Origin of the sequence: Flavobacterium anhuiense, assembly GCF_001705175.1 — a bacterium.
Classification (GTDB): domain Bacteria; phylum Bacteroidota; class Bacteroidia; order Flavobacteriales; family Flavobacteriaceae; genus Flavobacterium; species Flavobacterium anhuiense.
The window spans coordinates 354,294-378,140 of sequence record NZ_CP016907.1; the positions used below are offsets into that span (position 1 = coordinate 354,294).

The following is a 23,847-nucleotide window of genomic DNA, read 5'->3' on the forward strand; positions in this document are numbered from 1 at the left end:
AAAAGACTTGACCCTCAGAAATTAATCTGACATTGACGATCAGGGGGGATAAACATTTGTTAAAATTAGTTAATAACCTAAATGCTCTCAATTAAAAACGAGTAAAATCGATATCATTCAAAAATAATCGATGAACGGAAAATAATAAGAAAGAAAAGTAGTACGAAGCACTTTTTCAAATAAAAAAAAGACCTTTCATTTTTCAAAAACAAAAGGTCTTTTTTGTCAATTTCCTAAAAACATATTAGCCAAACAACACAATAACACGCATGTTGATTAAAAAATATGAATTTCGCAATTACTTTGTTTTAGTTTTAAACAATATTTTACTAAAAAATAATGCATGATACGGAAGCGAGTTTTCCCAATAATCCCATGTATGAGCTCCTGGACGTTCTGTATAATCGTGGTCGACTTTGTTATAAACTAATCTTCTGTGTAACTCTCTATTGGGTTCAATTAAAAAATCATCTACACCGCAATCTATTATTAATGGTAACTTGTTCGCTTTTAGTTTATCTGCCATTCTTAAAACAGAATTTTGCTCGTACAATTCAGTATTTCCGCTTTTATCGCCAAAAACAGGCTGCATTAATTTGACAATTTGAGCAGACGAATCTCTGTTAAGCATTGTACTCATATCTACGGCACCGCTCATACTTCCAGCTGCACAAAACAAATCGGGATGTCTGGCTGATAAATACAAAGCGCCATGACCGCCCATTGAAAGCCCCGTGATTACTCTTCCGCCTTTATTGGCAATTGTTCGGTACGTTTTATCTACTTTCTGAATTACTTCCTGCGTAATAAAAGTCTCAAACTGACTTTCTTTATTTACAGGACTATCAATATAAAAACTAAACGTCTCACCTTCTGGCATTACGATTATCATATTATATTGATCTGCAAGATTGTGAACCAGTTTTTTGTTTGGAGTATTTTTTAGCCAGTCGCTAAAATGTCCGTATGCGCCATGCAACAGATACATAACTGGAAAAGTGGTTTTGCTTTTAGCATAAGAATTGGGCAAAACTACCGCTGCTTTATAGGTTTTTCCCATTGCAGTGCTGGCAACTTGAAGTGTGTCTACTTTTGCAGCGTATGTCATGGTGGTAAGACAAAGCAAAAATGCAGACAATAGCATTTTAAATTTCTTCATTTTAATATTTTTTTTCTGATTAGGGTTTGTAAATATACCTTTTTTCAGAATAAAATATATGAAAAATCCGACCTCTTCTTGCACTTAAAAAAGATAGCCACGAATTCACGAATTTTATTAATATTAATTCGTGACTCGAGCGACAGCGAACAGGCGAAGCAATTCCTGGCTAAAAAAATTTAACTAAAAAAATCAGCTAATTATTATCTTATGCTCATGACGGTATTGCGAGGCGCTTTTACCGGTGTATTGTTTAAACGATTTGCTGAAGTGGCTGAAATTATTAAAACCGCTTTCGTAACAAACCTCATTAATACTCATAGGCTGTTCTGCCAAAAGCTTTGAAGCATGCACTAAACGATATTCATTTACAAACTCAGTAAATGTTTTGTTTGAAATTTTCTTGAAATAACGACAAAAAGAAGGCGTAGTCATACTCACCAAACTCGAAACCTCGTCTATAGAAATAGATTCCTGAAAATGATCTTTCACAAAGTTGAAAACCACATTCATACGATCATTATCCTGAGTCTGAAGTTCCATCGTAAATCCGTCAGCATTTAAAATGGTATATTCTTCAGCTGATTCTAGTTCGTCTAAAACAGTCAAAAGAGTCATTAATCTTTGAAATGGCGGTTCATTTTCCATCATTTCAATTTTTTCTCCAATACGTTTTTTCGTTTCACCGCCAAAAGCGATACCACCTTTAGCTTGTTTTAATATATTCTGAACTTTTTTCATTTCGGGAGCAACAAAAAAATCGCTTCCTAAAAATTCAGGTTTTATATGAATAACAGTTTCATTTGTATTTCCTGTCTGCTCATTTGTAAAACCGCAATGCGGTAAATTAGCTCCTATTAAAAGTAAACTACCATTGGTATAATAAGAAACATGGCTTCCTATTTGTCTTTTTCCAGCCCCGCCATTTATATAAACCAATTCAATTTCTGGATGATAGTGCCATAAATGAGCTTTGCTATTGGTCTTTTCGGCGTGTTTAGTGTAGGTAAAAGAACTTCCGTATGAGTTAGTTATCACTTCTAGAGCTGGGGCAATAGTCTTCATGATAATTTCTTTAAAAAATAATAGCAAATTTAACAAAATCACCTAAAATAATTTAAATTTTAACCTACAACGGTTTCGTAAATGCGAATTTTACATTAAAATAACGTTCTTAACACTGAAAAATTTATATCAAAATCGGCATTTTTTTAAGGTCTTATTTTTTTTCTCTACTTTTTTTTTATTTATCCCATTTAAAACCTGATTTTATACCAATATGTTAAAAATTGTAAGAAAGATGGAAATTTTAAGAAGTATTAAGTTTTCGAAAAACTTTGAAGAATAACAATCAAATTAACAAAAACATAAGATTTAAATCAAATTTTAACCTATAACGGTTTCGTAAATGAGAATATAGCATATAAATTGGAAAATATAGATGTTAAAATAACACACATGCTGCTATAACTTTGCCTCAGAGAAATGAACGAAAAAAATTTAATACTATAGAATATGAAAAAGATTATGAAATTAAGTTTAGTATGTGCAGTACTTCTAACAGGAATGAGTACTTATGCAATTGATGGAAATGAAACGTTAAATCTTCATGTATTAAAAGGAAATGGCAAGGTAATTGCTTTTGGAATTAATCAATTACAAAAAGCAGTTATTAGTATATATGATGATAATGATGAATTAATCTATACTGAAACCGCTTCTGGTAAAGACGGAATCTTAAGAACTTTCAGTTTAGAACAGTTTCCAGAAGGAAAATATATTTTAGAAGTTGCTGACAGCTTCAAAAAAGTAAAATACGATATTACTGTTAACGCTAATAGTTCTGTTTTGTCTTCAAAAGGAACAGTTTCTGTTAACTAAGAAAATATAAACGTTAAGTGCAATTCTTCACGGCACTTAAAACTTTATACTCTAATACAGTATAAAAAGTGAGGTTAGATAGTTAGTAAGTTAAAAACTTTCAAAAGTTTTAAAAACGGCTCTTTGTGGTTACTGAGCCGTTTTTTTTTGCTTTATACTTTCTTAACAGTAAAGTTTTTTTTTACCGCAAAGACACAATCCCGATAGCTATCGGGAACGCAAAGTTCGCAAAGTTTTTTTCGATAAAGCTTTGCGAACTTTGCGTTTGTATTCACAATCGTAAGTAAAAATCTTTGCGCCCTTTACGGTTAAACACATCATCCAAAAAAACTTAGATTCTTAGTATCTCAGAACCTTAGCATCTTTCAAAACTTCCTACATTTTTTAAAGAAACCGTTATGATATTGTAAATTAAAAACCATCAAAAACGTTGAAAAATAATAACCAAATCAACCAAAACAGTAAAAAATAAATCAAATTTTAACATATAACGGTTTCGTAAATGAGAATATAGCATCGAAATTGGCAAATATAGTATTGTTTTTTTACTTACAACTGAAGTAATTTAGCATCAGAGAATTAGAACTATTAATTTAAAAACTAAATACCATGAAAAAGATTGTTAGATTGAGTTTAGTAGCAGCGTTGCTTTTCACAGGAATAAGCACTTATGCAATTGATGGAACAGCAGATTTTAACCTGCACGTTATTAAAGCTAATGGCAAAATGATCACTTTTGGCCTTAACCAAACACAAAAAGCCTATTTAGCTATTTATGACAAAGACGGATCTCTAATTTATTCTGAAACCGCTTCAGGTAAAGATGGAATTTTAAGAACTTTCAGCTTAGAAGAATTTCCAGAAGGAACTTACTTCTTAGAAGTAGAAAACGATGCAAAAAAAGCAAAATACGAAATCACAATAACTGACGATTCTTCTGTTTTATCTCAAAAAGCAGTTTCTTTGGTTTATAAAGCAGGTTTCGCTAAAAATACAAGCGTGGCAGCACGCTAAAAAAGTTTATGCTTTTCATAAGTATAAAGTGAGGTTAGATAGTTAGTAAGTTTAAAAACTTTCAAAAGTTTTAAAACAGCTCTTTGTGGTTACTGAGCTGTTTTTTTTTTACAACAAGATTTTTTACCGCAAAGACACAATCCCGATAGCTATCGGGAACGCAAAGTTCACAAAGTTTTTCACAAAGCTTTGTGAACTTTTCGTTTTTATAAACTTCTCGTGTAATAATTCTTAGCGTGCTTTGCGCTAAATCCTAGCACTCTTTGCGGTTAAATTCATATTGTTTTTTGTAAATAAATCCTTAAACCATTGTAAATTTAAAAACAAGCAAAACATTAAAAAATAATAACCGAATTAACAAAAACGTTAAAAATAATTCAAGATTTAACCTATAACGGTTTCGTAAATGAGAATATAGCATAGAAATCAGAAAATACAGTTGTGCTTTTTCATGTAATACATAAGTAATTTAGCATCAGAGAATTAGAACTATTAATTTAAAACCTAAGTACCATGAAAAAGATTGCAAAATTGAGTTTAGTAGCAGCGTTGCTTTTCACAGGAATAAGCACTTACGCAATTGATGGAAATGGAGAATTTAATCTTCATGTATTAAAAGCTAATGGCAAACTGATCACTTTCGCTCTTAACAAAGTACAGAAAGCCAATTTAGCTATTTATGACAATGACGGAACTTTAATCTATTCTGAAACTGCATCTGGAAAAGATGGAATTTTAAGAACTTTCAGTTTAGAGCAATTTCCTGAGGGAACTTATTACTTAGAAGTAGAAGACAATGTGAAAAAAGCAAAATATGAAATTACAATAGATGATACTGCGTCATTATCCAGAACTGCAATTTCTTCAGTTTACAAAGCTGGTTTTGCCAAAAATTCAAGTGTTGCTGCGCGCTAAGAATTTATACGCCCCAAAAAGGTATAAATTGAGGTTAAAAAAATTAAAAATTACGTTTTAAGAAACAGCTCTTGGTGGTTATGGAGCTGTTTTTTTGTTTTATAATAAATCCAAAATTGCAAAGCAAAACCATTTTCTGAAAATTATTCTTATTAATTACAACCCACTGATTTTTAAGGACTAAAAAATATTCAAGAAAAAACAATCCGTAAGCCCAGTAATTACGTACATAGTTCAAACAAAATGCAGAAATAATTACAATTCAATAACTTATGGATTTAAAAATGCCATTTTATTGCTAAAAATTAAATTTGTATTTGTAGTTTTACGCGTTCCACATTTAGTAATTAACAATTTAAAAAAAACATGACAAAATTTACCAAAGCTGGTTTAGTTGCTGCCTTTTTTTTAGCGACTGTGTTTACCTATGCCATTGATGGAAAAGGTGATTACATTTTAAATATCAAAACAGGAAACGGAAAAGTAGTTAGCTTTACTTTAGACACTGTAGAAAATGCATCTTTCTCTATCTATGATGAGAATCACAACTTACTTTATGCGGGAGAATCTGCAGCAGACAAATTGGAAGTTTCTAAAACAATTAGTTTAGAAAGTTTTCCTGCTGGAACGTATGTTCTTGAAGTGAAAGCCAACGACAAAATTGAGAAGCACGAAATTAAAGTTGCTGCTAAAAAAGTAAAGACTGTAAAGTTAGACCAATCTGTAAATCAGAGTCCAGCTTTCCGTCGTTAATTTTTTGCCCCTAAAAATTAGAAAAGCAGCTCGTACCAGGAGCTGCTTTTTTTGTTTTATTTCTCGATAAAATCTAATTTATATATTCAAAACTTTCAAAATCAATTGATTCTAAAATGCAATACAACAGTTTTTATTTACAAAACGTCGTCTAAAATCAATTCATGTTACTGATTTCCATATATTTGTAACCAAAATTGCACCAAGCATACAATAAAAATAAATTAGTGAAGTTTATAACTGTTTCTTGCAGTGAAAGATTTTCAAAAACAATTAATGAATACGATTAAATACCACAACCAAAACTAAAAACCTATGCAGAAAAAACTAGCTCTTTTAGTATTGTTAATCGTATTTTCATTTCGTGCAGCTGCGCAAAATGAAACTTATTATAAAACCGATAAGGTCGGCGAAAAGTATGCCTATGTCGACGTTATAAAAACCTACGAAAAAGTTGCTGCAAAAGGCTACAAATCTGTAGACTTATTTCAAAAACTAGGAAACTCATCGTATTCGAATTGCGAACTCGAAAAAGCAGCCGAATGGTACACCAAACTTTTTTCTCTTACCACAGATTTAGAACCTGTATATTATTACCGCTACGCAGAATCGTTACGTTTTATTTGTGAAAATGCAAAAGCCGATGCTCTTATCGAAAAATTAAAACGTAAACCGAAAACAACAATAAAAAAGAAAGTTTAAAACTTAAATCTATAAAAACCTCTCATTTCTGAGAGGTTTATTTTTTATTCTGCCTAATTTTCTGCAACATTATCATTTTGAAAGAGGAAACCAGCTAGCTGGAGAAATTTATTTTCAATATATTTGAAATATGAATGAAAACCCAAAAGACATAACGATCAGGCGAGCTGTAATTGCAGATTTACCTAAACTTGCCGAATTTCTACAATTTTTAGTAAATGCAGAAAGACCCTATGACCCAACATTAAAAGAGGGTGAGATTTTTTATTATGACATAAAGGAGCTTATTTTAGACAGCAAGAGCGAAGTTTTGGTTGTAGACTTTAACAATCAAATTGTTGGTAGTGGATATGCTCAAATTCGAACTGCTCTTCCCTATCAAATACATGAACTATATGGATATCTCGGTTTTATGTACGTTGATCCAGAATTTAGAGGAAAAGGCCTAATTAACCTATTAATTAACGAACTTAAAAAATGGGTTTCATCCCAAGGAATAACCGAGGTTAGATTACAGGTTTATTCTGAAAATGAAGCGGCAGTCAACGCTTACAGGAGAGCAGGATTTGCACCAATAACGACAACCATGAGGTGTGATATGAGCCAATTAGATGATAATTAAAATAGAAAAGCATTCGTTAATACGAATGCTTTTTTTATATTCTTTATAATTATTATTTCTGATTTAGCAATTTCTCCAAATATTCATTTTTATCTTTTTCTGCCTGAAGCAAACGTTCGTAAAGCTTTTTATTTTCTTCTACCGTTTCCATTAATTTATCTAATGGATTGAAAGTGCATTCATTATTACACGCTCCATTTCCAAAACTACTATTTGAAACAGTTTCATTAAAAGTATTAAAGTAATTAATCACGCCTTCTTCTGAAAAGTTTTTAATTGCTTCTGCTGTTACACCCAATGCTTTTGCAATTGCGATAAGTTTATCTTCATCAATCGTTTCACTATTTTCTAAAATAGAAATCGCTTGCTGATTTGTTCCTAAAGCCTGCGCCAAAGCTTCCTGCTTCATATCACGAAGTTCACGAATACGGCTTATTTTTCGCCCTATATGATTTGGTTTTGTTAGTGTGCTCATAATTCAAAGATAATAATTTAGTGTAAGAATCTGCGAGATGTAAAAAACATATTTAATCGTGTACCAAACACAAAAAATTGATAGTACACATGAAAATCTATTTCTTCCTTCGCTGAATCAAACAAAAGTACAATTTTTCTTATAATAATTTCATAAAAGTCAAATTGTAAATCATTTAAAAATATACGCCTTATGGAAACGAACGAAACAGAAAAACTTCAAAAACTGCAAAAATTAACCGCTAAGTATTTTACAACGCTAAAACCAACCAATGAAGCCAATTCTTATACCGTACAATTTAAAGTGGTAAATTATTTAGAACTCGGCTGCCTCATTACCGATTTGCTAAAATTATGCATTCTAGCCCTTGATAACGACATGCATAATTTTTCTAAAAAAGATAAAAGTGCAACTATTAATGTGAGTCTGATTTTGGAAACGGTTCTGCATTTGTTTCCTATGGATGAAATGGAGTTTTTGGGATTTGTTGGGGAGGTTGCTGGAGAATGATTGTCTTTTTGCTATTCCAAAACGGTATAAACATAGCCCGTGGTTTCAACCACGGGAACATAATATTGTCTTGCTCGCATTGTGTACCCGTGGTTGAAACCACGGGCTATGTTTGACAATTGGATTTTTGTTGTTTTGCTGGCGTGAGCGTATGGCTCATGAATTTACTTTGCGTTCTCGAGCGAGAGGATCGCGCTAGCAATGGACGCTCCGCACTAGTTCGAAAAAATAATACTTTTTAAATAATATTAATTTTTCATTGTCGCTTTTTTAGCTTTATTATCCTGGCTAAGTTTAATAAAGTTTACAGGCGGAAGCAATACAGCTTTCATACCAGCTTTTAAAGATGTTCCTGCAATGTGTTCCCTAATAAAAGGATAGATAATAGCAGGACCATTCGCTTCAACAAATTTCTCTACAGGCAAAATATCTTCATTTCCTATTTCAAAAACTCCAAGGTAATTCGTCGTAAATCTAAATAACTTTTTCCGTTTATATTTCCCAATCAAATCAACTTTCAAAGATATTATAACATCCCCTGAGATTAAAGTATGCTGGATATCAATATCAACCTGATTATCTATTTCAGCAGAAAAATCTATTTCTGCTTCTCTTCTAAAATTACTTTCAATTAGAGATAAACTTTTAAGTTTATAGGTTTTATTGTCACTCATCTTAAGCTGCTAAAGGGTAATCATTGTCCATGGAATCACAATCATAATCAATTTGTACAGTCGGTAAAATAGTGTCAACTGTAGTATAAAGCTCTGGGTTTTGAACCTTTTCTGTGTTATGAATCATTTTTTTCGAAATTAAGTTTTGAAAAATGGCATCATACTTTAAGTTAATACCATCATTCATAACTTTAAAATTAATATTCGATTGCCAATCAACTATATAATCTTCAAACAAAGTAGAAATAATATCTTCTAAATCGAATTTCTTGTATATTTCTTTATTTTTAGATTTTCCTTTAATGACAATAGGAGATTCTAAATCAATACCATCTTCTTCATTAATAAAAGTTAGAATATCAAAAGGAAATAGATTTATAAATTCTAAGCTTATCTCTTTTTCTATTTCTATATATTTTTTGTTGTTTTCAAATTCATATATAGGCGATACTTCTACAAAATGCGAATCACAAAATTGATCATATTCGTATCTAATTGTTAATTGAGGAATAGCATTAACTAAATCTTGAATTTTTTTTAATATGTAGGCTTTTGAATTCATAAGGCAAAATGTTTAATTAATTCATCATTAATCGTTCTTGATAAATCTAGTGAGATTGTTGCTGTTCTTGTGTCTATAGCATCTTCTTTGTAGTCAGCTGTATGTCTATAACGTTTTAAAATTCCTATTTTACTATCAAATAAACGTCCAAAAGTTTCATTTGTAGTCGTTATATTTTCTTTTATAAATGAAATCGTTAAATTATGAGAATCTTCTTTAAAGTTTTTACTATTTAATGACTCAGCGTATTTTCTTTCCTGAAAAGAATCCCACTCGTTATTTAATTTGTATTTTAATATGTATAATATTATTTGATAAGTACTGTAATAAACGCAATGTATACTTGATGAATATTTTTCATTATCAAATAAAAGTTCTGCAGACTCAAAATTATTTAAAGACTTCGTAATATATTCACTCATAGATATTATATAGAATGCAATAATACATATTTAAATAACTTATATAAAGTTAAGTTTTTTTATTTAAAATTATCAATTGTATAAGGTTATAATTTCCTCAAAATGAACATTCTCAACAATTAGTTAAAAATTTGACTTGCCAAATATATGAATATATTCGACATTACAAATCATTTCAATATTATTCTCACAATTTTTAACAAAAAATAAAACGTATCAAATTTGCATGGATATATTTTAATAAAAAATTATACTTCAATAGATATTCCTCAATGAATATCCATCACAAATCTATGATGCTTTTTTCATTTATCAATAGGTATAATTACCCTATTTATCTCAAATATAATTTTTGATATGTCGAAAGTATTATAATATTGAACATTTCAAAAGTACCTGCTTAGTTGTATTACAACTATGTTCGGGTACTGAAAGATTGTGAGTAGCATTTTGACAAACCACACCATTTTAATTTTGCAAATGCTTTTAAATAAAAAACCTCTCAAATGAGAGGTTTTCCATATCATTAAAAAATCAAAAATTACATATTCCTTCTATACTGCCCACCAACTTCAAACAACGCCAAAGTAATCTGACCTAAAGAACAAACTTTTGTAGCTTCCATTAAATAATCGAATAAGTTTTCGTTTTTAATTGCGGCTTCTTGCAATTGGCTTAAATGCTCGTTTACTTTTGCTTCGTGGAAATTATGCAGGTTATCCAGCATCGTGATCTGGTATTGTTTTTCTTCTTCTGTGGCACGAATTACCTCAGCCGGAATAACAGTTGGCGAACCTTTTGAACTTAAGAAAGTATTTACACCCACAATTGGGAAATCTCCGTTGTGTTTTAAGGTTTCGTAATACAGACTTTCTTCCTGAATTTTAGAACGCTGGTACATCGTTTCCATTGCGCCCAAAACGCCTCCTCTTTCTGTGATTCGGTCGAATTCTTGTAAAACGGCTTCTTCAACTAAATCAGTTAATTCTTCGATGATGAAAGAACCTTGAATTGGATTTTCGTTTTTCGCCAAACCTAATTCTTTATTGATAATCAACTGAATCGCCATTGCTCGACGTACAGATTCTTCTGTTGGTGTTGTAATGGCTTCGTCGTAAGCATTTGTGTGAAGCGAATTACAGTTGTCATAAATCGCGTATAAAGCTTGCAAAGTCGTTCTAATATCGTTGAAATCAATTTCCTGCGCGTGTAACGAACGTCCAGAGGTCTGAATATGATATTTCAGCATTTGCGCTCTTTCGTTGGCTCCGTATTTGTTTTTCATGGCTTTTGCCCAAATTTTACGCGCCACACGTCCAATAACAGAATATTCAGGATCAACTCCGTTCGAGAAGAAGAACGATAAATTCGGACCAAAATCGTTGATATTCATGCCACGGCTCAAATAATATTCCACGTAAGTGAAACCATTTGAAAGCGTAAATGCCAATTGCGTAATTGGGTTTGCTCCTGCCTCTGCAATATGATATCCAGAAATCGAAACCGAATAGAAATTACGAACGTTTTTAGTAATAAAATATTCTTGAACATCTCCCATTAAACGCAACGCAAATTCAGTTGAAAAAATACAAGTATTCTGCGCCTGATCTTCTTTTAAAATGTCAGCCTGAACCGTTCCGCGAACTTGCGATAACGTTTTGGCTTTTATTTCGTTATACACTTCCTGAGGTAAAACCTGATCTCCCGTAACACCCAAAAGCATTAATCCCAAACCGCTGTTTCCAGCTGGAAGTTCGCCTTGATATTTCGGTCTTTCGATTCCTTTATCTTTATAAAGTTTGTTGATTTTAGCTTCAACTTCTTTTTCTAAACCATTTTCTTTGATATAAATCTCACATTGCTGATCGATTGCGGCATTCATAAAGAAACCTAACAACATTGGTGCAGGTCCGTTAATGGTCATACTTACCGAAGTTAAAGCATGCACCAAATCGAAACCTGAATATAGTTTTTTAGCATCGTCCAAACAGCAGATTGAAACTCCTGCATTACCAATTTTCCCGTAAATATCCGGACGTAAATCTGGGTCGTTTCCGTATAAAGTCACACTATCAAAAGCTGTAGAAAGACGTTTTGCTGGCATTCCTGCGCTTACATAATGAAAACGCTTGTTGGTTCTTTCTGGTCCTCCCTCACCCGCAAACATTCTTGACGGATCTTCGCCTTCACGTTTAAACGGATATAATCCCGAAGCAAACGGAAATTCTCCAGGAACATTTTCCTGTAAATTCCAACGCAAGATATCGCCCCAAGCTTCATATTTAGGCAAAGCAATTTTTGGGATTTGTAAATGTGATAAACTTTCAGAATGCGTTGCAATCTTGATTTCTTTATCACGAACTTTAAACGAGTAAACCGGATTTTTGTATTTCGCTACTTTTTCGTCCCAATTCAGGATAATCTCCCAATTGTATGGATCTAAGTCCATTTTTACTTTATCGAATTGATTCAGTAAAAGGTTTAAAAAGATTCTGTTTTCGTCGTGTTCTTGAAATCCTCCTGTTAAAACAGAAGAATCGTCGATTCCCGCTTTTGTAATTTGAGGAACTTTACCCGAAACCGATTCAATGGTTTTGAAGATTCCATATAATTTCTGAGCTACTTTTTGCTGCGCAATTGCAGTCTCGTCATAATTTCTATTATTCTCGGCAATTTCAGATAAATAACGTGTTCTTCCTGGCGGAATCACGAATATCTTTTCGCTCATTTCTTTTGTGATTGTAAAAGTCGACTTTAAATCTGAAGCCGTTTTTTCAACCACTTTATCCATAATCGCTTTGTAAAGCGTGTTCATTCCCGGATCGTTAAACTGCGAAGCAATCGTTCCGAAAACTGGCATTTCGTCTGGGCTTTTATCCCAAAGACCATGATTACGCTGATATTGTTTTTTTACATCTCGCAAAGCGTCTAAAGCTCCACGTTTATCAAATTTATTTAAAGCCACTAAATCGGCAAAATCAAGCATATCGATTTTCTCCAATTGTGTTGCCGCTCCAAATTCTGGTGTCATTACATATAAAGAAACATCAGAATGATCCATAATTTCTGTATCAGACTGACCAATTCCTGAAGTTTCCAAAATAATCAAATCGTATTTTGCGGCTTTTAAAACCTGAATCGCTTCGGCTACATATTTAGACAAAGCCAAATTCGACTGACGTGTCGCCAGCGAACGCATATAAACACGAGGATTATTAATCGCATTCATTCGGATTCTGTCTCCTAAAAGTGCTCCTCCTGTTTTTCTCTTAGAAGGATCAACAGAAATTAATCCGATTGTTTTTTCTGGGAAATCAATTAAAAATCGGCGAACCAATTCGTCCACCAAAGAAGATTTTCCGGCGCCTCCCGTTCCTGTAATTCCTAAAACTGGAATTTTAGAACTTGCATTGCTTTCGTGAATTTTATCAAAAACTGGCTTTGCAATTTCAGGGAAGTTTTCGGCAGCAGAAATCAAACGCGCAATTGCCGTTGGAACTTTATTTTCGATATGATCGATTTCTCCGTTTAATTTATCTCCAATCGGAAAATCGGCGCGTTCAACCAAATCATTAATCATTCCTTGTAAACCAAGAGAACGTCCGTCATCTGGAGAATAAATTCTTGTAATACCATATTCATGTAATTCCTCGATTTCGCTTGGCAGGATTACACCGCCTCCTCCACCAAAGATTTTAATGTGCCCCGCTCCTTTTTCGCGAAGCAAATCATACATATATTTAAAGTATTCGTTGTGTCCGCCTTGGTACGAAGTCATGGCAATAGCATTGGCATCTTCTTGAATGGCGGTATTTACCACTTCTTCCACACTCCTATCGTGCCCTAAATGAATTACTTCAACACCCGTAGACTGGATAATGCGTCGCATAATATTTATGGCTGCATCATGTCCGTCAAAAAGCGAAGCAGCAGTAACAATTCTTACTTTATTTTTAGGAATATATGGTATTTGTTGTTCCATTTTATGAATATGATAATTTTATGCGACCAATGTACAAAATATTTTAATATTTGATTAAGACAATAGCTTTATGTTAACAAAAATAAATCGATTTCGTAAACCAAAAGGGTAACAAATTACGTAACTAATTGATATAGTTAAAGAAAGCTTAAAGACATGGCAATTTCGCAACATTTAAATAAAATCAGAAAACATATTTTGAGCCTTCCTAAATTAATTTAGCAGTGTAGAAAAGCCCCAAATTTTTACCTAAAAACTTACATAGAAAAGTAATAACGTAAAAATTAAAAAAATGAGAACATTTTATTCATTCACCGTAATTTTAGGTTTGAGTTTTTTTGTATTTTCTTTTAACAGTTTTGAAAAAAGTGATTTCATATATAAGGATACAAAAGCTTCAAATCATTCAACCGTTTACTATAATTCAGATGATGTAAACGAAATTTCGAACGACTTCTTTAAAAGATATTCTGATTTGAAAAAATATAAATCTGAAGTTATGTCGTTGTATAAAAACCGAACGCTTGGAACTATTTGGTTTGACGAAGATGAAATTAACGAGTTTGGTTCTGTTTTGTATGAAAAAGCAAAAAAAACAAATGACTTAATCATTCCTTATCAAAAAGAAATTGATCAATTGTTTAGCGCTTCATCAGATAAAAGCACTCTTTCTCAAACGGATGCAGATATGCTTTTAAGTTCATTGTATGTATTGTACACTAAGAAAAATAATGCTGATAAAAAAAGAATTGCTTATGATGCCATGCTGAAAGATTTCTTAAACTATAGCACATTAGAAGAAGAAACAACAGCAGTTGCAACAAATGAAAAAGTTGAATTTGATCAGTATTACAAATTGCAGGATGCTTTGAAAAAATACAAAAGATTAGAGAAATCCAGCAAATACAAACCTATTGTTCCAGAAGAATCTCCATATAAAGAGTTGCGTCCAGATGCAGTTTCAAGCACCATTTCACAGGTTAGAACTCGCTTGTACTTATTAGGAGATTTAAAAACCGATTCTAAAAGCAAAGTTTATGATCGTGAATTGATGGATGCTGTAATGAAATACAAAGTCCGCAACGGATTTAAACCTAATTATATCTTGGCTCAAGAACATATTGATGAAATGAATATTCCGCTTGAAGACAAGGTTGCCACTTTAAAACTTAACATGGAAAGATGTCGTGAAATTTCGGCTAAAATTGCTGCGAGCGACGAATATGTTTTGGTTAACGTTCCTTCTTATGAATTGTTTTATGTTAAAAACGGAAAAGTAGTTTTAACTTCTCCTGTATTTGTTGGAGCGCCTTTGACTAAAACCACGATTTTTAATGGAGAAATTGACCGAATTGTTTTCAGCCCATATTGGACAGTGCCTCAAAGCATTGTGCAAAATGAGTTAAGATCTAAAATTGCTGCAGATCCAAATTATCTTGCAGAAAAAAATATGGAGATGGTTAACGGCCAAGTAAGACAAAAACCAGGACCAGACAATTCTTTAGGATTGGTAAAATTTATGTTTCCAAATCCTGATGATATTTATATGCACGATACGCCATCTAAAACTTTGTTTGACTTTGAAAAAAGAACTTTCAGCCACGGATGCATTAATGTAAAAATGGCGAAAGAACTTGCTGTGGCCATGCTGAAAGATTATCCAGAATGGACTCAAGCAAAAATCGACAAAGCTATGGCGGGTAAAGTAGAAAACAGTTTTAAGCTGTCTAAAAAAGTGCCTATTTTCATTACGTATTTTACTTCATTAGTAAATGAAAAAGGTGAAATTGGCTTCTTTCAGGATGTATATGAAAAAGACGCCGATCTAAATCGTGAAGTACTTCCTGACGCAGCAACTGTAAATCAATAATTTACGCCAATAATTTTTGAGGGAATTTATCGAAAGTATATTTGATAGATTCCCTCTTTCTATTTTAGCCTCAATTCAAATATACCGTAAAGTATTATTCTTAAATCTTTTAAAGGCAATTGCAATATTAGAATCGTATTTATTTTGTAATATAATTCAGTTCCATTTTTTTTATAAATGTTTAAAACTAAACTATTATGAAAACAAATAATATCGAAGGACTCACATTGTTTGAAATAAACGTTTTAATTCAGCAAGGAGGAAAATTTATCATGTTTCCTTTTATTGTTTCTGAAATGGTAAAAAGAACTAAAGAACCCAACGTCTATTTTATTCGCCCAAATGAAGGCACTTTTAAATATGCTATAAAACATTTTTTTCTTAATCTGTCTTTAAGCTGGCGCATTTTTCCATACACACCGATTTATGTGGCAAAATCTTTATTTTACTTAGTGAAAGGAGGAAAAGATTATACTCAAAATATATTAAACGAGCTAAAAAAGAACCATCCCATATATTGTCCTGATTTACAATACTTGCAGTAAAATACCTTTTTGTCTTAAAATGATATTTTAAAAGCCTTTTGAGGCTCATACGGTGATGCTTTAAAAAGAGATTTGCAAATCTTTTTTTAATAAAAATTACAATGAAAAAATGCATTTTAATTCTTTCTATTTCAGTCCTTTTTAACTCATGCAATAATTTTACATCTGAAAATTCAATTGCGTCGAATGGCAATAGGAAACCAAAAGCACCAAAAGCAATAGGACCACCTCGTATATTATTTATTGGAAATAGTCAAATTGAATATTTTATTAGTGCTCCTACTTTATTGCAAGAACTTTGCAATGCTAATAATCAAAACATAAACATTCAACAGTTAACCACAATGGGAGTAGGTTTAGATAAAGTTTATATTACAAATAAAACAGAAGCTAATCAGAATTTCTCAAATATTGATAAGGATGGAAATTATTATGATTATGTTGTACTCCAAGAGTCAACATCAATCGCGTTAAAAAATATTGAAAAATTCAGATCAAATCTAAAAATGCTCGCTGAAAAAATACACAAAAACAGTCCAGATGTTGCGATTTACGTGTACCAAAACATGACTCCACTGCCCTATAAAGATTCAGATTACAACAATTATTATAAAGAATTACGCAGAAATACAGTTTTAGCCACTGCATTTATAAAAAATGCAGGATTATTAAGGATTGGCGATGCTGTTAAAGATGCTTATAGTGGTAAGAATGGCTACAATTATTTAAAAAACAATAGAGATAACCTTTGCTACGGTTTAAATACACGCCACTTTTTAAATGATGGCGGGTTTTTACAGGCTGTTTTATTATATGCTACAATTTTCGAAAAAAAACCAATAATTCCTAAAAAGCTAATTTTAAGCACTGGAACAGGGGATAATGACAATATGAGAAAACAAGAAGTTTCAAAAGCTATAAGTGATCCTATAGCACTTGAAGAAATTGCCTTTAGCAATAAATAATCTTAAACATTTATAATTTCTAAATCTTCTTGGAACTACAAGAAGTTTTTTTTATATAAAACTCTCAAAACCAACAGATATTATAGTTATTTTAGCTTAGTCATTTCACTTAAAACCTCTGACACATGGAAGATTCTCACGATTTAAGAGCAAAACAAAGCTGGTTAAGCCGAAACTGGAAATGGCTTATTCCAAGCGGATGCTTAACTCTTATAATATTAGTCGCTTTATTTATTGGGGGAATTTTCTATGAAGTAACTTCCGTATTAAAAGATTCTGAGGCTTATAAAGAATCTATGACATCAGTACAAAATAATAAATTAGTAGTTGAGAGGCTCGGATCTCCAATAGAAACAGACGGACTCGTTTCTGGAAGTGTCACTTCTTCCAATAATGTTAGAACTTGCGATGTGCAAGTTCCGATAAAAGGCCCTAAGGGCAAAGCAACATTATTTGTTGTTGGTGAAAAAAGAGGAAAATGGAAATACAGTGAAATGTCTGTCTATATTGAAAAAACAAATGAAAAAATAGATTTATTGCAGCCATAAAAATCTATAGCCCTAATAAAAATTATAAATGAAATCTTTTTTTAGTCTATTCTTAGGACTTTTTCTGTGTGTTTCTTCTTTCGCACAATCTGCCGAAAATTATCACGTTTACCCCAATCAAATCAAACGGTTCTCAAAACCTGCTAGAATATTACACAATGATATTAATGCAGAGGGAAATGGCTCTATTGAATTTACAAATGCCAAAAACCAAATACTGCGTTTTAGATTGCAAAACAATAAACTTCAACTAGGATCTTGTAGGATTGCCTTTGAAATATATTATTATGAAAATAATTATTTGAGAAGAATTGAATCGCTTGACAGCAACGGAAATTTGATTGATTGTAATTTAAAACTAAACGGAGAAGCTGTTACTGAATATATTGTCGAAAAACCTTACTTGTATCTCCAAAAAAAGAAACTGATTGATGATGCTGAAGGAAACATTGATATGAAAGATGATTCTAATGAAAAAATCATTCGAGTTCAATATTTTGATGCTCATAATAAACCTATAATACTTTCAAAACCCGTTTATATTTCTAGTAAAACCTACTGGCAAGATAATATTCGAATGGGATGGCCATAAATTAAGATGGAAAAAAAGGAGGTTCTAAGTCGCTAAATCCTCTTATGTTAAGTTTACAACAAAATGTTAGTTTGCTTAAAATAAAATTGTGGCGTTATTTTTGAATAAGTAGTATTTTTGAAACTTAAACAAAACCCCCATAATGAAAAAGATTTTACTATTAGCCGTTACATTTTCTCTTATTTCGTGCGCACAGGTACAACAGACTTTAAATCAATTGCCACAAATCGCATCCCAGATTCCAACCACTGGAACTGTTGATATTGCTTCCGGATTAAAAGAGGCTTTAAATAAAGGAATTACACAACAAGTAAGTAAATTAACCGCCGTAGATGGTTTTTATAAAAACGAAGCTGTAAAAATTTTAATGCCTGAAGAATTACAAAAAGTAGATGCAACTCTACGTAAAGTGGGATTGAGCTCTCTTGCAGATGAAGGAATCAAAATGTTGAACCGCGCCGCAGAGGATGCTGTAAAAGAAGCTACTCCGATTTTTGTTACCGCAGTAAAAAACATGACTTTTACAGATGCTAAAAACATTCTTTTAGGAAGTGACAATGCAGCAACAAATTATTTGCAAACCAGTACCACAACTGCATTATATGCCAAATTTAATCCAGTAATAAAAAACTCTTTTGCAAAAGTAGGCGCAGATGCTGTCTGGACAAAAATTATAACAAAATACAACACTATTCCATTAGTAAAAAAAGTAAATCCTGATTTGACTGATTATACAACCAATCAAGCTTTGTCTGGTGTTTTTAAAATGATTGCTGTTGAAGAAAAAGAAATCAGAAATAATATTACTGCAAGAACAACGCCTTTATTACAAAAGGTTTTTGCAATGCAGGATGGAAAATAGTTTTTTCTTGTAAGGTTCAAAGGAACAAAGTTACAAAGGGACAAAACTACCTTTGCAACTTTGATCCTTTGTAACTTTGCAACTAACCAAAACCAAAAGACCGTAATGCAAAAAATTACCATACTTATTCATTGCAAAGACCAAAAAGGAATTATCGCTGCAGTGACTACTTTTATTGCTAAAGTAGAAGGAAACATTACTTATATTGACCAACATGTTGATGTGGAGCAAAATGTGTTTTTTATGCGTTTAGAATGTGAATTTAGCAATCAAGGCAATAGCATTGAAGCCATAAAAGAAGAATTCAGCCAGACGCTTGCTGCCGATTTTAATATGTCTTGGGATTTGTACAATCAGGAGCAGAAACCTAAAATGGCTTTGTTTGTTTCTAAGTACGACCACTGTTTGTTTGACATTTTAGGACGTTACAGTGCTGATGAATTGGGTGTTGAAATTCCGATGATTATAAGCAATCATAATGATTTGCGATCTATTGCTGAACGTTTTGACATTCCGTTTCACTATGTTCCATTTACAAAAGACAATAAAGAAGAAGGTGAAGCAAGGCAAATTGAGCTTTTAAAAAGATATCAAATCAATTTTATCGTTTTAGCGCGTTACATGCAGATTGTAACTCCAAAAGTGATTTCACTGTACGAAAATAAAATTATCAACATCCACCATTCATTCTTACCTGCTTTCCCAGGTGCAAAACCGTATCATTCGGCTTTTAAACGAGGCGTAAAAATTATTGGTGCAACAAGCCACTATGTAACAGAAGAACTGGATGAAGGTCCGATCATCGAACAAGATATTGCACGTGTTTCTCATATTCACTCTGTAGAAGATTTCATCATGAAAGGCCGTGATTTGGAACGCATTGTTTTAGCAAGAGCCATTAAACTGCATGCTGAAAGAAAAACAATGGTTTATAGCAATAAGACAGTTGTTTTTTCTTAGTTTTTAAGTTTCTGAGATACTCAGTTTCTGAGTTCTTTTATATAATAAACCCGACAGGTTTTAAAATCTGTCGGGTTTTCTTTTTATAAGCTCAAAAGTTGGCAAGAAAAACAAATCCATAACTTCTTATTTGACTCTTTTTCATTGTCAAAAAAGGGAGTTTATGCTACAGTTGTTAATTTTTCACTTGATTCTATTTCATTGATTTTTAACATTTTATCATATACCGAGACTTATCCTTAGCACATTTATAAACAAAATTGATTGTTATTGTATTATAATAATAAAAAATTATTTTTCGTTGCACAAAGCTCAAAACAGCTATTTTTCAAATCTTAACGTATGACCAACAAAGTAATAACAAAACCTTAACAGCATAAAATTGATATATGTCGGACATTTGTAATGTAATAAACTGGTTATTTATTATTTTGGTTTTGGTTAGTTAAATGATGCCGGCGTCTTCGAGATGCCGGCATTCTTTTTTTATAGTCTTTTGTTTCAGGTTTCAATTTTTTTTGTTTCAAGTTACAAAGCTATACGCTTAGTTTTATTGCAAAGAGCGCAAAGCTTTTTTAATAAAAGAAGTTTTAAATTTCGAAAGCTTTAAAAAAAAATTTTATTCCTATGACTGTCTGAAATGTCTAAACTTTTGCATTTATTCCGTGCATGCATATGCTACAACAACTTGAAACCTGAAACTTGAAACAACTGTTTTTACTGCAAGCTTTAGACATTAACTTATATCCAACAAAGTAATAACAAGACCTTAACAGCATAAGATTAATATATGTCGGATATTTGTACTGTAATAAACTGGTTATTTATTATTTTGGTTTTGGTTAGTTAAATGATGCCGGCGTCTTCGAGATGTCGGCATTCTTTATTTGTGAAAGTTGGGTTTATTTTGTTTCATGTTTCATGTTTCTTTACTTTGAACATAGTTTTAACGCAGAGAACGCAAAGTTTTTTCTCAAGAAGTTTGTATAAAAACACAAAGTTCGCAAAGCTTTGTCTAAAAAACTTTGCGAACTTTACGAACCTTGCGTTAATCTTAGCGCTCTTTGCGGTTAAACTTTCAAGCCTCAAGTTGCTTCACTTTGAAAATAATTTTAACGCAAAGAACGCAAAGTTTTTTCTCAAGAAGTTTGTATAAAAACGCAAAGTTCGCAAAGCTTTGTCTAAAAAACTTTGCGAACTTTGCGTTCCCGATAGCTATCGGGATTGCGTTCTTTGCGGTTAAACTCTCAACAACTTGAAGCTTGAAACTGAAACAAAAAGCTAATTCTTCAATCTTTCGTGCAGTAATTTGAAATACGAAAAAGCTTTTAGCAATCTACTGCCGTGCCAAGAGAACATTTCGCCGTCAACAAAAATAGTTTTGGCGTGATGTGTAAATCTTCCTATTTCGAAAGCATCTTCTTCTTTAAAAGGATAAGGTTCAGAAGAAAGAAAAACAATATCAGGATCACCTTCTAAACGCATTTTCTTTAATTCGATTTCAGGATAGCGACCTTTATCTTCGTAGATGTTTTTAAAATGATTCAGTTTAAGCAACTCATTGATATAAGTTTCATTTCCAGCTACCATATATGGATTTTTCCAAATAAAGTAGGCTGCTTTCTTTTCTTTTATATCCTTTATATAATTTTTGAAATCGCTCAAGGCGAAAGCTAATTTGTTGTTCCATTTCTGAGCTTCGGTTCTGCAATTGAATAATTGTCCAAAATCTGAAATCATTTGGAAATTATCTTCGACAGAAACAATATTAGTCACCCAAACAGGACAAATTGCGCTTAACCGTTCTACAATCTCAAGCGTGTTTTCTTCTTTATTGCAGATAATAATGTCTGGTTCTAAAAGCTTTATTTTTTCGAAGTGAATTTTCTTTGTTCCGCCAACAATCTTTTTGATAGATTTAAGATGAAACGGATGGACACAAAACTTCGTTATTCCGATAATTTTTTCTTCTAAACCTAAATCATATAATAATTCAGTTTGCGAAGGAACAAGAGAAATAATTCGTTTTGGAGCTGTTTCGAAAGTATGAATAGTACCAAGCTGGTCTGCTAATTGTTTCATGTTTCAAGTCTTTTTTGTTTTCAAGTTATTTGGGCTTGTGGTTTTTAACCGCAAAGTTCGCAAGGTTTCTTTACGCAAAGTTCGCAAAGCTTTGCGCTCATAGCGTAACTCTTTGCGAACTTTGCGGTTAAATTATGTTCAAAGCAAACTTTAAACCTGCAACTTCAAACCAATAATCTCAGCCATTTCCTGCTGCACTTTTAAAGCTTCTTCTCTTGCTTTTTCAGCAAAATCGGTTCCTTTTGAAGCGTAAATAATAGCTCTTGCAGAATTTACCAAAAGACCTACCTTATCATTCATTCCATATTTGCAAACTTCAGATAAGCTTCCGCCTTGAGCACCGATTCCTGGAACCAATAAGAAACTGTCTGGAACAATTTTTCTGATTTCTGTAAAGTATTCTGCTTTGGTTGCACCAACAACATACATTAGGTTTTCGCTGTTTTTCCAAGTTTTAGAAGTTTCTAGAACTTGTTTGTACAATTCCTTTCCGTTTGTATTTAAAGTTTGAAAATCGAAAGCTCCTTCATTTGAAGTCAAAGCTAGCATGATGGTGTGTTTATTTTCGAAAGCTAGAAAAGGCTCCACAGAGTCCTTTCCCATATAAGGAGCAACGGTTACACTATCAAAATTAAGGTCTTCAAAAAAAGCTTTGGCATACATGCTTGAAGTATTCCCGATATCACCTCGTTTTGCATCTGCAATCGTAAAAATATCAGGATAATTTTCGTTGATATAATTAATTGTTTTTTGCAGAGACATCCACCCTTTTATTCCGTATGCCTCAAAAAAAGCGGTGTTTGGTTTGTATCCAACAGTCAGATCATGAGTGGCATCAATAATGGCTTTATTAAATTCGAAAATAGGATCTTCGGTTTCTAATAAATGTTGCGGAATCTTAGTCAGATCAGGATCTAAACCAACGCATAAAAATGATTTTTTTTGAAGAATTTGTTCGTGTAGTTGTTGTGTTGTCATATTCTTTTTTTCTTGTGCGGCAAAATTACAAATTATAATGGTTAATGAGTTAATGGTTGGTGGTTAATTGTTGGTGGTTGGTGGTTGGTGGTTGATGGTAATTGCTAATTGTTGGTGGTTAGTTGTTGTTGTCAGGCTGAGCGGAGTCTAAGCCCTTGCGCCCTTCGGGCTTCACTGTGAGAATATTTATTTATGCCAACATTAAATTCTATAAAATCAATAGAAAATTGTGTAATAAAAAAATTGTAACCAAAAGTAACTTTGAAATAAACCATTTAAAAGACAATTATGAGCCCAAATATCGGAATCACACCGAAAAACTTAAAAAAAAGCGCTTCTATCTTAGCTACAATTTTATCAAACGAAATGACTTTGTATGTAAAAACAAGAAAATTTCACTGGAACATTTCTGGAAATAGTTTTATGGAACTGCATAAATTGTTTGAAGAGCAATATCGCATTCTTGAAGCCCAAATTGATGAAGTTGCAGAACGCATTAATCAATTGGGAGAAAAAACAATAGGGACAATGAAGGAGTTTATAGACAATTCTACTCTTAAAGAATCTCCAAAAGAATATGCTTCTCAAAAAAATATGCTTTCTGAACTTTTAGAAAACCACGAACAGCTGGTAACAGAATTTAGAAGCTACATTCCGATTTTTGAAAACGAAACTAACGATGCCGGTTCTGCGGATTTTGTAACAGGATTGCTGCAAGAACACGAAAAAATGGCTTGGATTCTTAGAAGATACCAAGTATAATCGTTATTGGTT

Annotated in this window: 24 protein-coding genes; 15 read left to right on the top strand and 9 right to left on the bottom strand. The window is 32.3% G+C overall.

Features of this window, described 5'->3' with window-relative positions; translation table 11 throughout:
* Positions 1-298 precede the first annotated feature (298 nt).
* Entirely contained in the window at positions 299-1,159 is an 861-nt protein-coding gene (locus tag BB050_RS01450; RefSeq protein ID WP_008462394.1) for an alpha/beta hydrolase, read from the bottom strand.
* 192 nt (positions 1,160-1,351) lie between these two features.
* Positions 1,352-2,224 carry an AraC family transcriptional regulator gene (locus tag BB050_RS01455; RefSeq protein ID WP_008462391.1) on the bottom strand — a complete coding sequence of 291 codons (873 nt, stop codon included), beginning with the start codon at positions 2,222-2,224 and terminating at the stop codon, positions 1,352-1,354.
* Between the two features lie 450 nt (positions 2,225-2,674).
* On the opposite strand from BB050_RS01455, the gene BB050_RS01460 reads away from it, so the two are divergent.
* The 6 genes from BB050_RS01460 (at position 2,675) to BB050_RS01485 (ending at position 7,046) form a co-directional block, all read left to right on the top strand.
* Positions 2,675-3,040, top strand: coding sequence for a secretion protein (locus BB050_RS01460; protein ID WP_066032333.1), 366 nt, complete (start codon positions 2,675-2,677; stop codon positions 3,038-3,040).
* A gap of 609 nt (positions 3,041-3,649) precedes the next feature.
* Positions 3,650-4,054: a secretion protein gene (locus tag BB050_RS01465; protein WP_066032334.1), complete on the top strand. Its 405-nt coding sequence runs from the start codon at positions 3,650-3,652 to the stop codon at positions 4,052-4,054.
* Positions 4,055-4,567: 513 nt separating this feature from the next.
* Complete coding sequence (locus BB050_RS01470) at positions 4,568-4,969, top strand: T9SS type A sorting domain-containing protein (RefSeq protein WP_008462386.1); 402 nt, start codon at positions 4,568-4,570, stop codon at positions 4,967-4,969.
* A 366-nt stretch (positions 4,970-5,335) separates the two neighbouring features.
* Positions 5,336-5,722, top strand: a complete 387-nt coding sequence (locus BB050_RS01475) for a hypothetical protein (protein ID WP_008462383.1) — start codon at positions 5,336-5,338, stop codon at positions 5,720-5,722.
* A gap of 315 nt (positions 5,723-6,037) precedes the next feature.
* The gene (locus BB050_RS01480; protein ID WP_008462381.1) at positions 6,038-6,424 is read left to right on the top strand and encodes a hypothetical protein; all 387 of its coding nucleotides are present in this window, start codon (positions 6,038-6,040) and stop codon (positions 6,422-6,424) included.
* Positions 6,425-6,554: 130 nt separating this feature from the next.
* Positions 6,555-7,046 carry a GNAT family N-acetyltransferase gene (locus BB050_RS01485; RefSeq protein WP_008462379.1) on the top strand — a complete coding sequence of 164 codons (492 nt, stop codon included), beginning with the start codon at positions 6,555-6,557 and terminating at the stop codon, positions 7,044-7,046.
* Between the two features lie 52 nt (positions 7,047-7,098).
* Here BB050_RS01485 and BB050_RS01490 read toward each other — a convergent pair whose 3' ends face one another.
* Positions 7,099-7,521 (bottom strand): helix-turn-helix domain-containing protein, encoded by a 423-nt coding sequence (locus tag BB050_RS01490; RefSeq protein WP_066032335.1) that lies wholly within the window; start codon positions 7,519-7,521, stop codon positions 7,099-7,101.
* Between the two features lie 192 nt (positions 7,522-7,713).
* Between BB050_RS01490 and BB050_RS01495 the strand changes: the two genes are divergently transcribed.
* The gene (locus tag BB050_RS01495) at positions 7,714-8,031 is read left to right on the top strand and encodes a hypothetical protein (protein WP_066032336.1); all 318 of its coding nucleotides are present in this window, start codon (positions 7,714-7,716) and stop codon (positions 8,029-8,031) included.
* A 248-nt stretch (positions 8,032-8,279) separates the two neighbouring features.
* On the opposite strand, the gene BB050_RS01500 is transcribed toward BB050_RS01495, so the two are convergent.
* The 4 genes from BB050_RS01500 to BB050_RS01515 form a co-directional block, all read right to left on the bottom strand.
* Positions 8,280-8,705 carry a protein-export chaperone SecB gene (locus BB050_RS01500; protein WP_066032337.1) on the bottom strand — a complete coding sequence of 142 codons (426 nt, stop codon included), beginning with the start codon at positions 8,703-8,705 and terminating at the stop codon, positions 8,280-8,282.
* 1 nt (position 8,706) lies between these two features.
* Entirely contained in the window at positions 8,707-9,267 is a 561-nt protein-coding gene (locus BB050_RS01505; RefSeq protein ID WP_066032338.1) for a hypothetical protein, read from the bottom strand.
* Positions 9,264-9,689 (bottom strand): hypothetical protein, encoded by a 426-nt coding sequence (locus BB050_RS01510; protein WP_066032339.1) that lies wholly within the window; start codon positions 9,687-9,689, stop codon positions 9,264-9,266. Before BB050_RS01510 ends, BB050_RS01505 begins: the two co-directional genes overlap by 4 nt.
* 541 nt (positions 9,690-10,230) lie before the next feature.
* Positions 10,231-13,671 (bottom strand): methylmalonyl-CoA mutase family protein, encoded by a 3,441-nt coding sequence (locus tag BB050_RS01515; protein WP_066032340.1) that lies wholly within the window; start codon positions 13,669-13,671, stop codon positions 10,231-10,233.
* Positions 13,672-13,963: 292 nt separating this feature from the next.
* Here BB050_RS01515 and BB050_RS01520 point away from each other — a divergent pair, with 292 nt between their 5' ends.
* From BB050_RS01520 to purU, 7 genes are all read left to right on the top strand, one after another.
* Positions 13,964-15,541, top strand: coding sequence for a L,D-transpeptidase family protein (locus BB050_RS01520; RefSeq protein ID WP_066032341.1), 1,578 nt, complete (start codon positions 13,964-13,966; stop codon positions 15,539-15,541).
* A 197-nt stretch (positions 15,542-15,738) separates the two neighbouring features.
* Positions 15,739-16,086 (top strand): hypothetical protein, encoded by a 348-nt coding sequence (locus BB050_RS01525; RefSeq protein ID WP_066032342.1) that lies wholly within the window; start codon positions 15,739-15,741, stop codon positions 16,084-16,086.
* Between the two features lie 101 nt (positions 16,087-16,187).
* Positions 16,188-17,051 (top strand): hypothetical protein, encoded by an 864-nt coding sequence (locus BB050_RS01530; protein WP_066032343.1) that lies wholly within the window; start codon positions 16,188-16,190, stop codon positions 17,049-17,051.
* A 125-nt stretch (positions 17,052-17,176) separates the two neighbouring features.
* Entirely contained in the window at positions 17,177-17,599 is a 423-nt protein-coding gene (locus tag BB050_RS01535; RefSeq protein WP_066032344.1) for a cytochrome c oxidase assembly factor Coa1 family protein, read from the top strand.
* A gap of 28 nt (positions 17,600-17,627) precedes the next feature.
* A complete protein-coding gene (locus tag BB050_RS01540; RefSeq protein WP_066032345.1) occupies positions 17,628-18,191 on the top strand; it encodes a hypothetical protein in 564 nt (187 codons plus the stop codon).
* A gap of 142 nt (positions 18,192-18,333) precedes the next feature.
* Positions 18,334-19,053: a DUF4197 domain-containing protein gene (locus BB050_RS01545; RefSeq protein WP_066032346.1), complete on the top strand. Its 720-nt coding sequence runs from the start codon at positions 18,334-18,336 to the stop codon at positions 19,051-19,053.
* Between the two features lie 105 nt (positions 19,054-19,158).
* A complete protein-coding gene (gene purU, locus BB050_RS01550) occupies positions 19,159-20,013 on the top strand; it encodes a formyltetrahydrofolate deformylase (protein WP_066032347.1) in 855 nt (284 codons plus the stop codon).
* A gap of 1,281 nt (positions 20,014-21,294) precedes the next feature.
* Here purU and BB050_RS01555 read toward each other — a convergent pair.
* On the bottom strand, positions 21,295-22,095 hold the full coding sequence (locus tag BB050_RS01555; protein ID WP_066032348.1) for an ABC transporter substrate-binding protein: 801 nt from the start codon (positions 22,093-22,095) through the stop codon (positions 21,295-21,297).
* Positions 22,096-22,245: 150 nt separating this feature from the next.
* Positions 22,246-23,073 (bottom strand): orotidine-5'-phosphate decarboxylase, encoded by an 828-nt coding sequence (gene pyrF / locus BB050_RS01560; RefSeq protein ID WP_008462356.1) that lies wholly within the window; start codon positions 23,071-23,073, stop codon positions 22,246-22,248.
* Between the two features lie 288 nt (positions 23,074-23,361).
* Here pyrF and BB050_RS01565 point away from each other — a divergent pair, with 288 nt between their 5' ends.
* On the top strand, positions 23,362-23,835 hold the full coding sequence (locus tag BB050_RS01565; protein WP_008462353.1) for a Dps family protein: 474 nt from the start codon (positions 23,362-23,364) through the stop codon (positions 23,833-23,835).
* The last annotated feature ends 12 nt before the right edge of the window (positions 23,836-23,847 follow it).

Excerpts from the sequence above, each read along its gene's own strand:
- BB050_RS01450 (WP_008462394.1), bottom strand. The coding sequence starts at position 1,159 with ATGAAGAAATTTAAAATGCTATTGTCTGCATTTTTGCTTTGTCTTACC.
- BB050_RS01455 (WP_008462391.1), bottom strand. The coding sequence starts at position 2,224 with ATGAAGACTATTGCCCCAGCTCTAGAAGTGATAACTAACTCATACGGA.
- BB050_RS01460 (WP_066032333.1), top strand. The coding sequence starts at position 2,675 with ATGAAAAAGATTATGAAATTAAGTTTAGTATGTGCAGTACTTCTAACA.
- BB050_RS01465 (WP_066032334.1), top strand. The coding sequence starts at position 3,650 with ATGAAAAAGATTGTTAGATTGAGTTTAGTAGCAGCGTTGCTTTTCACA.
- BB050_RS01470 (WP_008462386.1), top strand. The coding sequence starts at position 4,568 with ATGAAAAAGATTGCAAAATTGAGTTTAGTAGCAGCGTTGCTTTTCACA.
- BB050_RS01475 (WP_008462383.1), top strand. The coding sequence starts at position 5,336 with ATGACAAAATTTACCAAAGCTGGTTTAGTTGCTGCCTTTTTTTTAGCG.
- BB050_RS01480 (WP_008462381.1), top strand. The coding sequence starts at position 6,038 with ATGCAGAAAAAACTAGCTCTTTTAGTATTGTTAATCGTATTTTCATTT.
- BB050_RS01485 (WP_008462379.1), top strand. The coding sequence starts at position 6,555 with ATGAATGAAAACCCAAAAGACATAACGATCAGGCGAGCTGTAATTGCA.
- BB050_RS01490 (WP_066032335.1), bottom strand. The coding sequence starts at position 7,521 with ATGAGCACACTAACAAAACCAAATCATATAGGGCGAAAAATAAGCCGT.
- BB050_RS01495 (WP_066032336.1), top strand. The coding sequence starts at position 7,714 with ATGGAAACGAACGAAACAGAAAAACTTCAAAAACTGCAAAAATTAACC.
- BB050_RS01500 (WP_066032337.1), bottom strand. The coding sequence starts at position 8,705 with ATGAGTGACAATAAAACCTATAAACTTAAAAGTTTATCTCTAATTGAA.
- BB050_RS01505 (WP_066032338.1), bottom strand. The coding sequence starts at position 9,267 with ATGAATTCAAAAGCCTACATATTAAAAAAAATTCAAGATTTAGTTAAT.
- BB050_RS01510 (WP_066032339.1), bottom strand. The coding sequence starts at position 9,689 with ATGAGTGAATATATTACGAAGTCTTTAAATAATTTTGAGTCTGCAGAA.
- BB050_RS01515 (WP_066032340.1), bottom strand. The coding sequence starts at position 13,671 with ATGGAACAACAAATACCATATATTCCTAAAAATAAAGTAAGAATTGTT.
- BB050_RS01520 (WP_066032341.1), top strand. The coding sequence starts at position 13,964 with ATGAGAACATTTTATTCATTCACCGTAATTTTAGGTTTGAGTTTTTTT.
- BB050_RS01525 (WP_066032342.1), top strand. The coding sequence starts at position 15,739 with ATGAAAACAAATAATATCGAAGGACTCACATTGTTTGAAATAAACGTT.
- BB050_RS01530 (WP_066032343.1), top strand. The coding sequence starts at position 16,188 with ATGAAAAAATGCATTTTAATTCTTTCTATTTCAGTCCTTTTTAACTCA.
- BB050_RS01535 (WP_066032344.1), top strand. The coding sequence starts at position 17,177 with ATGGAAGATTCTCACGATTTAAGAGCAAAACAAAGCTGGTTAAGCCGA.
- BB050_RS01540 (WP_066032345.1), top strand. The coding sequence starts at position 17,628 with ATGAAATCTTTTTTTAGTCTATTCTTAGGACTTTTTCTGTGTGTTTCT.
- BB050_RS01545 (WP_066032346.1), top strand. The coding sequence starts at position 18,334 with ATGAAAAAGATTTTACTATTAGCCGTTACATTTTCTCTTATTTCGTGC.
- purU (WP_066032347.1), top strand. The coding sequence starts at position 19,159 with ATGCAAAAAATTACCATACTTATTCATTGCAAAGACCAAAAAGGAATT.
- BB050_RS01555 (WP_066032348.1), bottom strand. The coding sequence starts at position 22,095 with ATGAAACAATTAGCAGACCAGCTTGGTACTATTCATACTTTCGAAACA.
- pyrF (WP_008462356.1), bottom strand. The coding sequence starts at position 23,073 with ATGACAACACAACAACTACACGAACAAATTCTTCAAAAAAAATCATTT.
- BB050_RS01565 (WP_008462353.1), top strand. The coding sequence starts at position 23,362 with ATGAGCCCAAATATCGGAATCACACCGAAAAACTTAAAAAAAAGCGCT.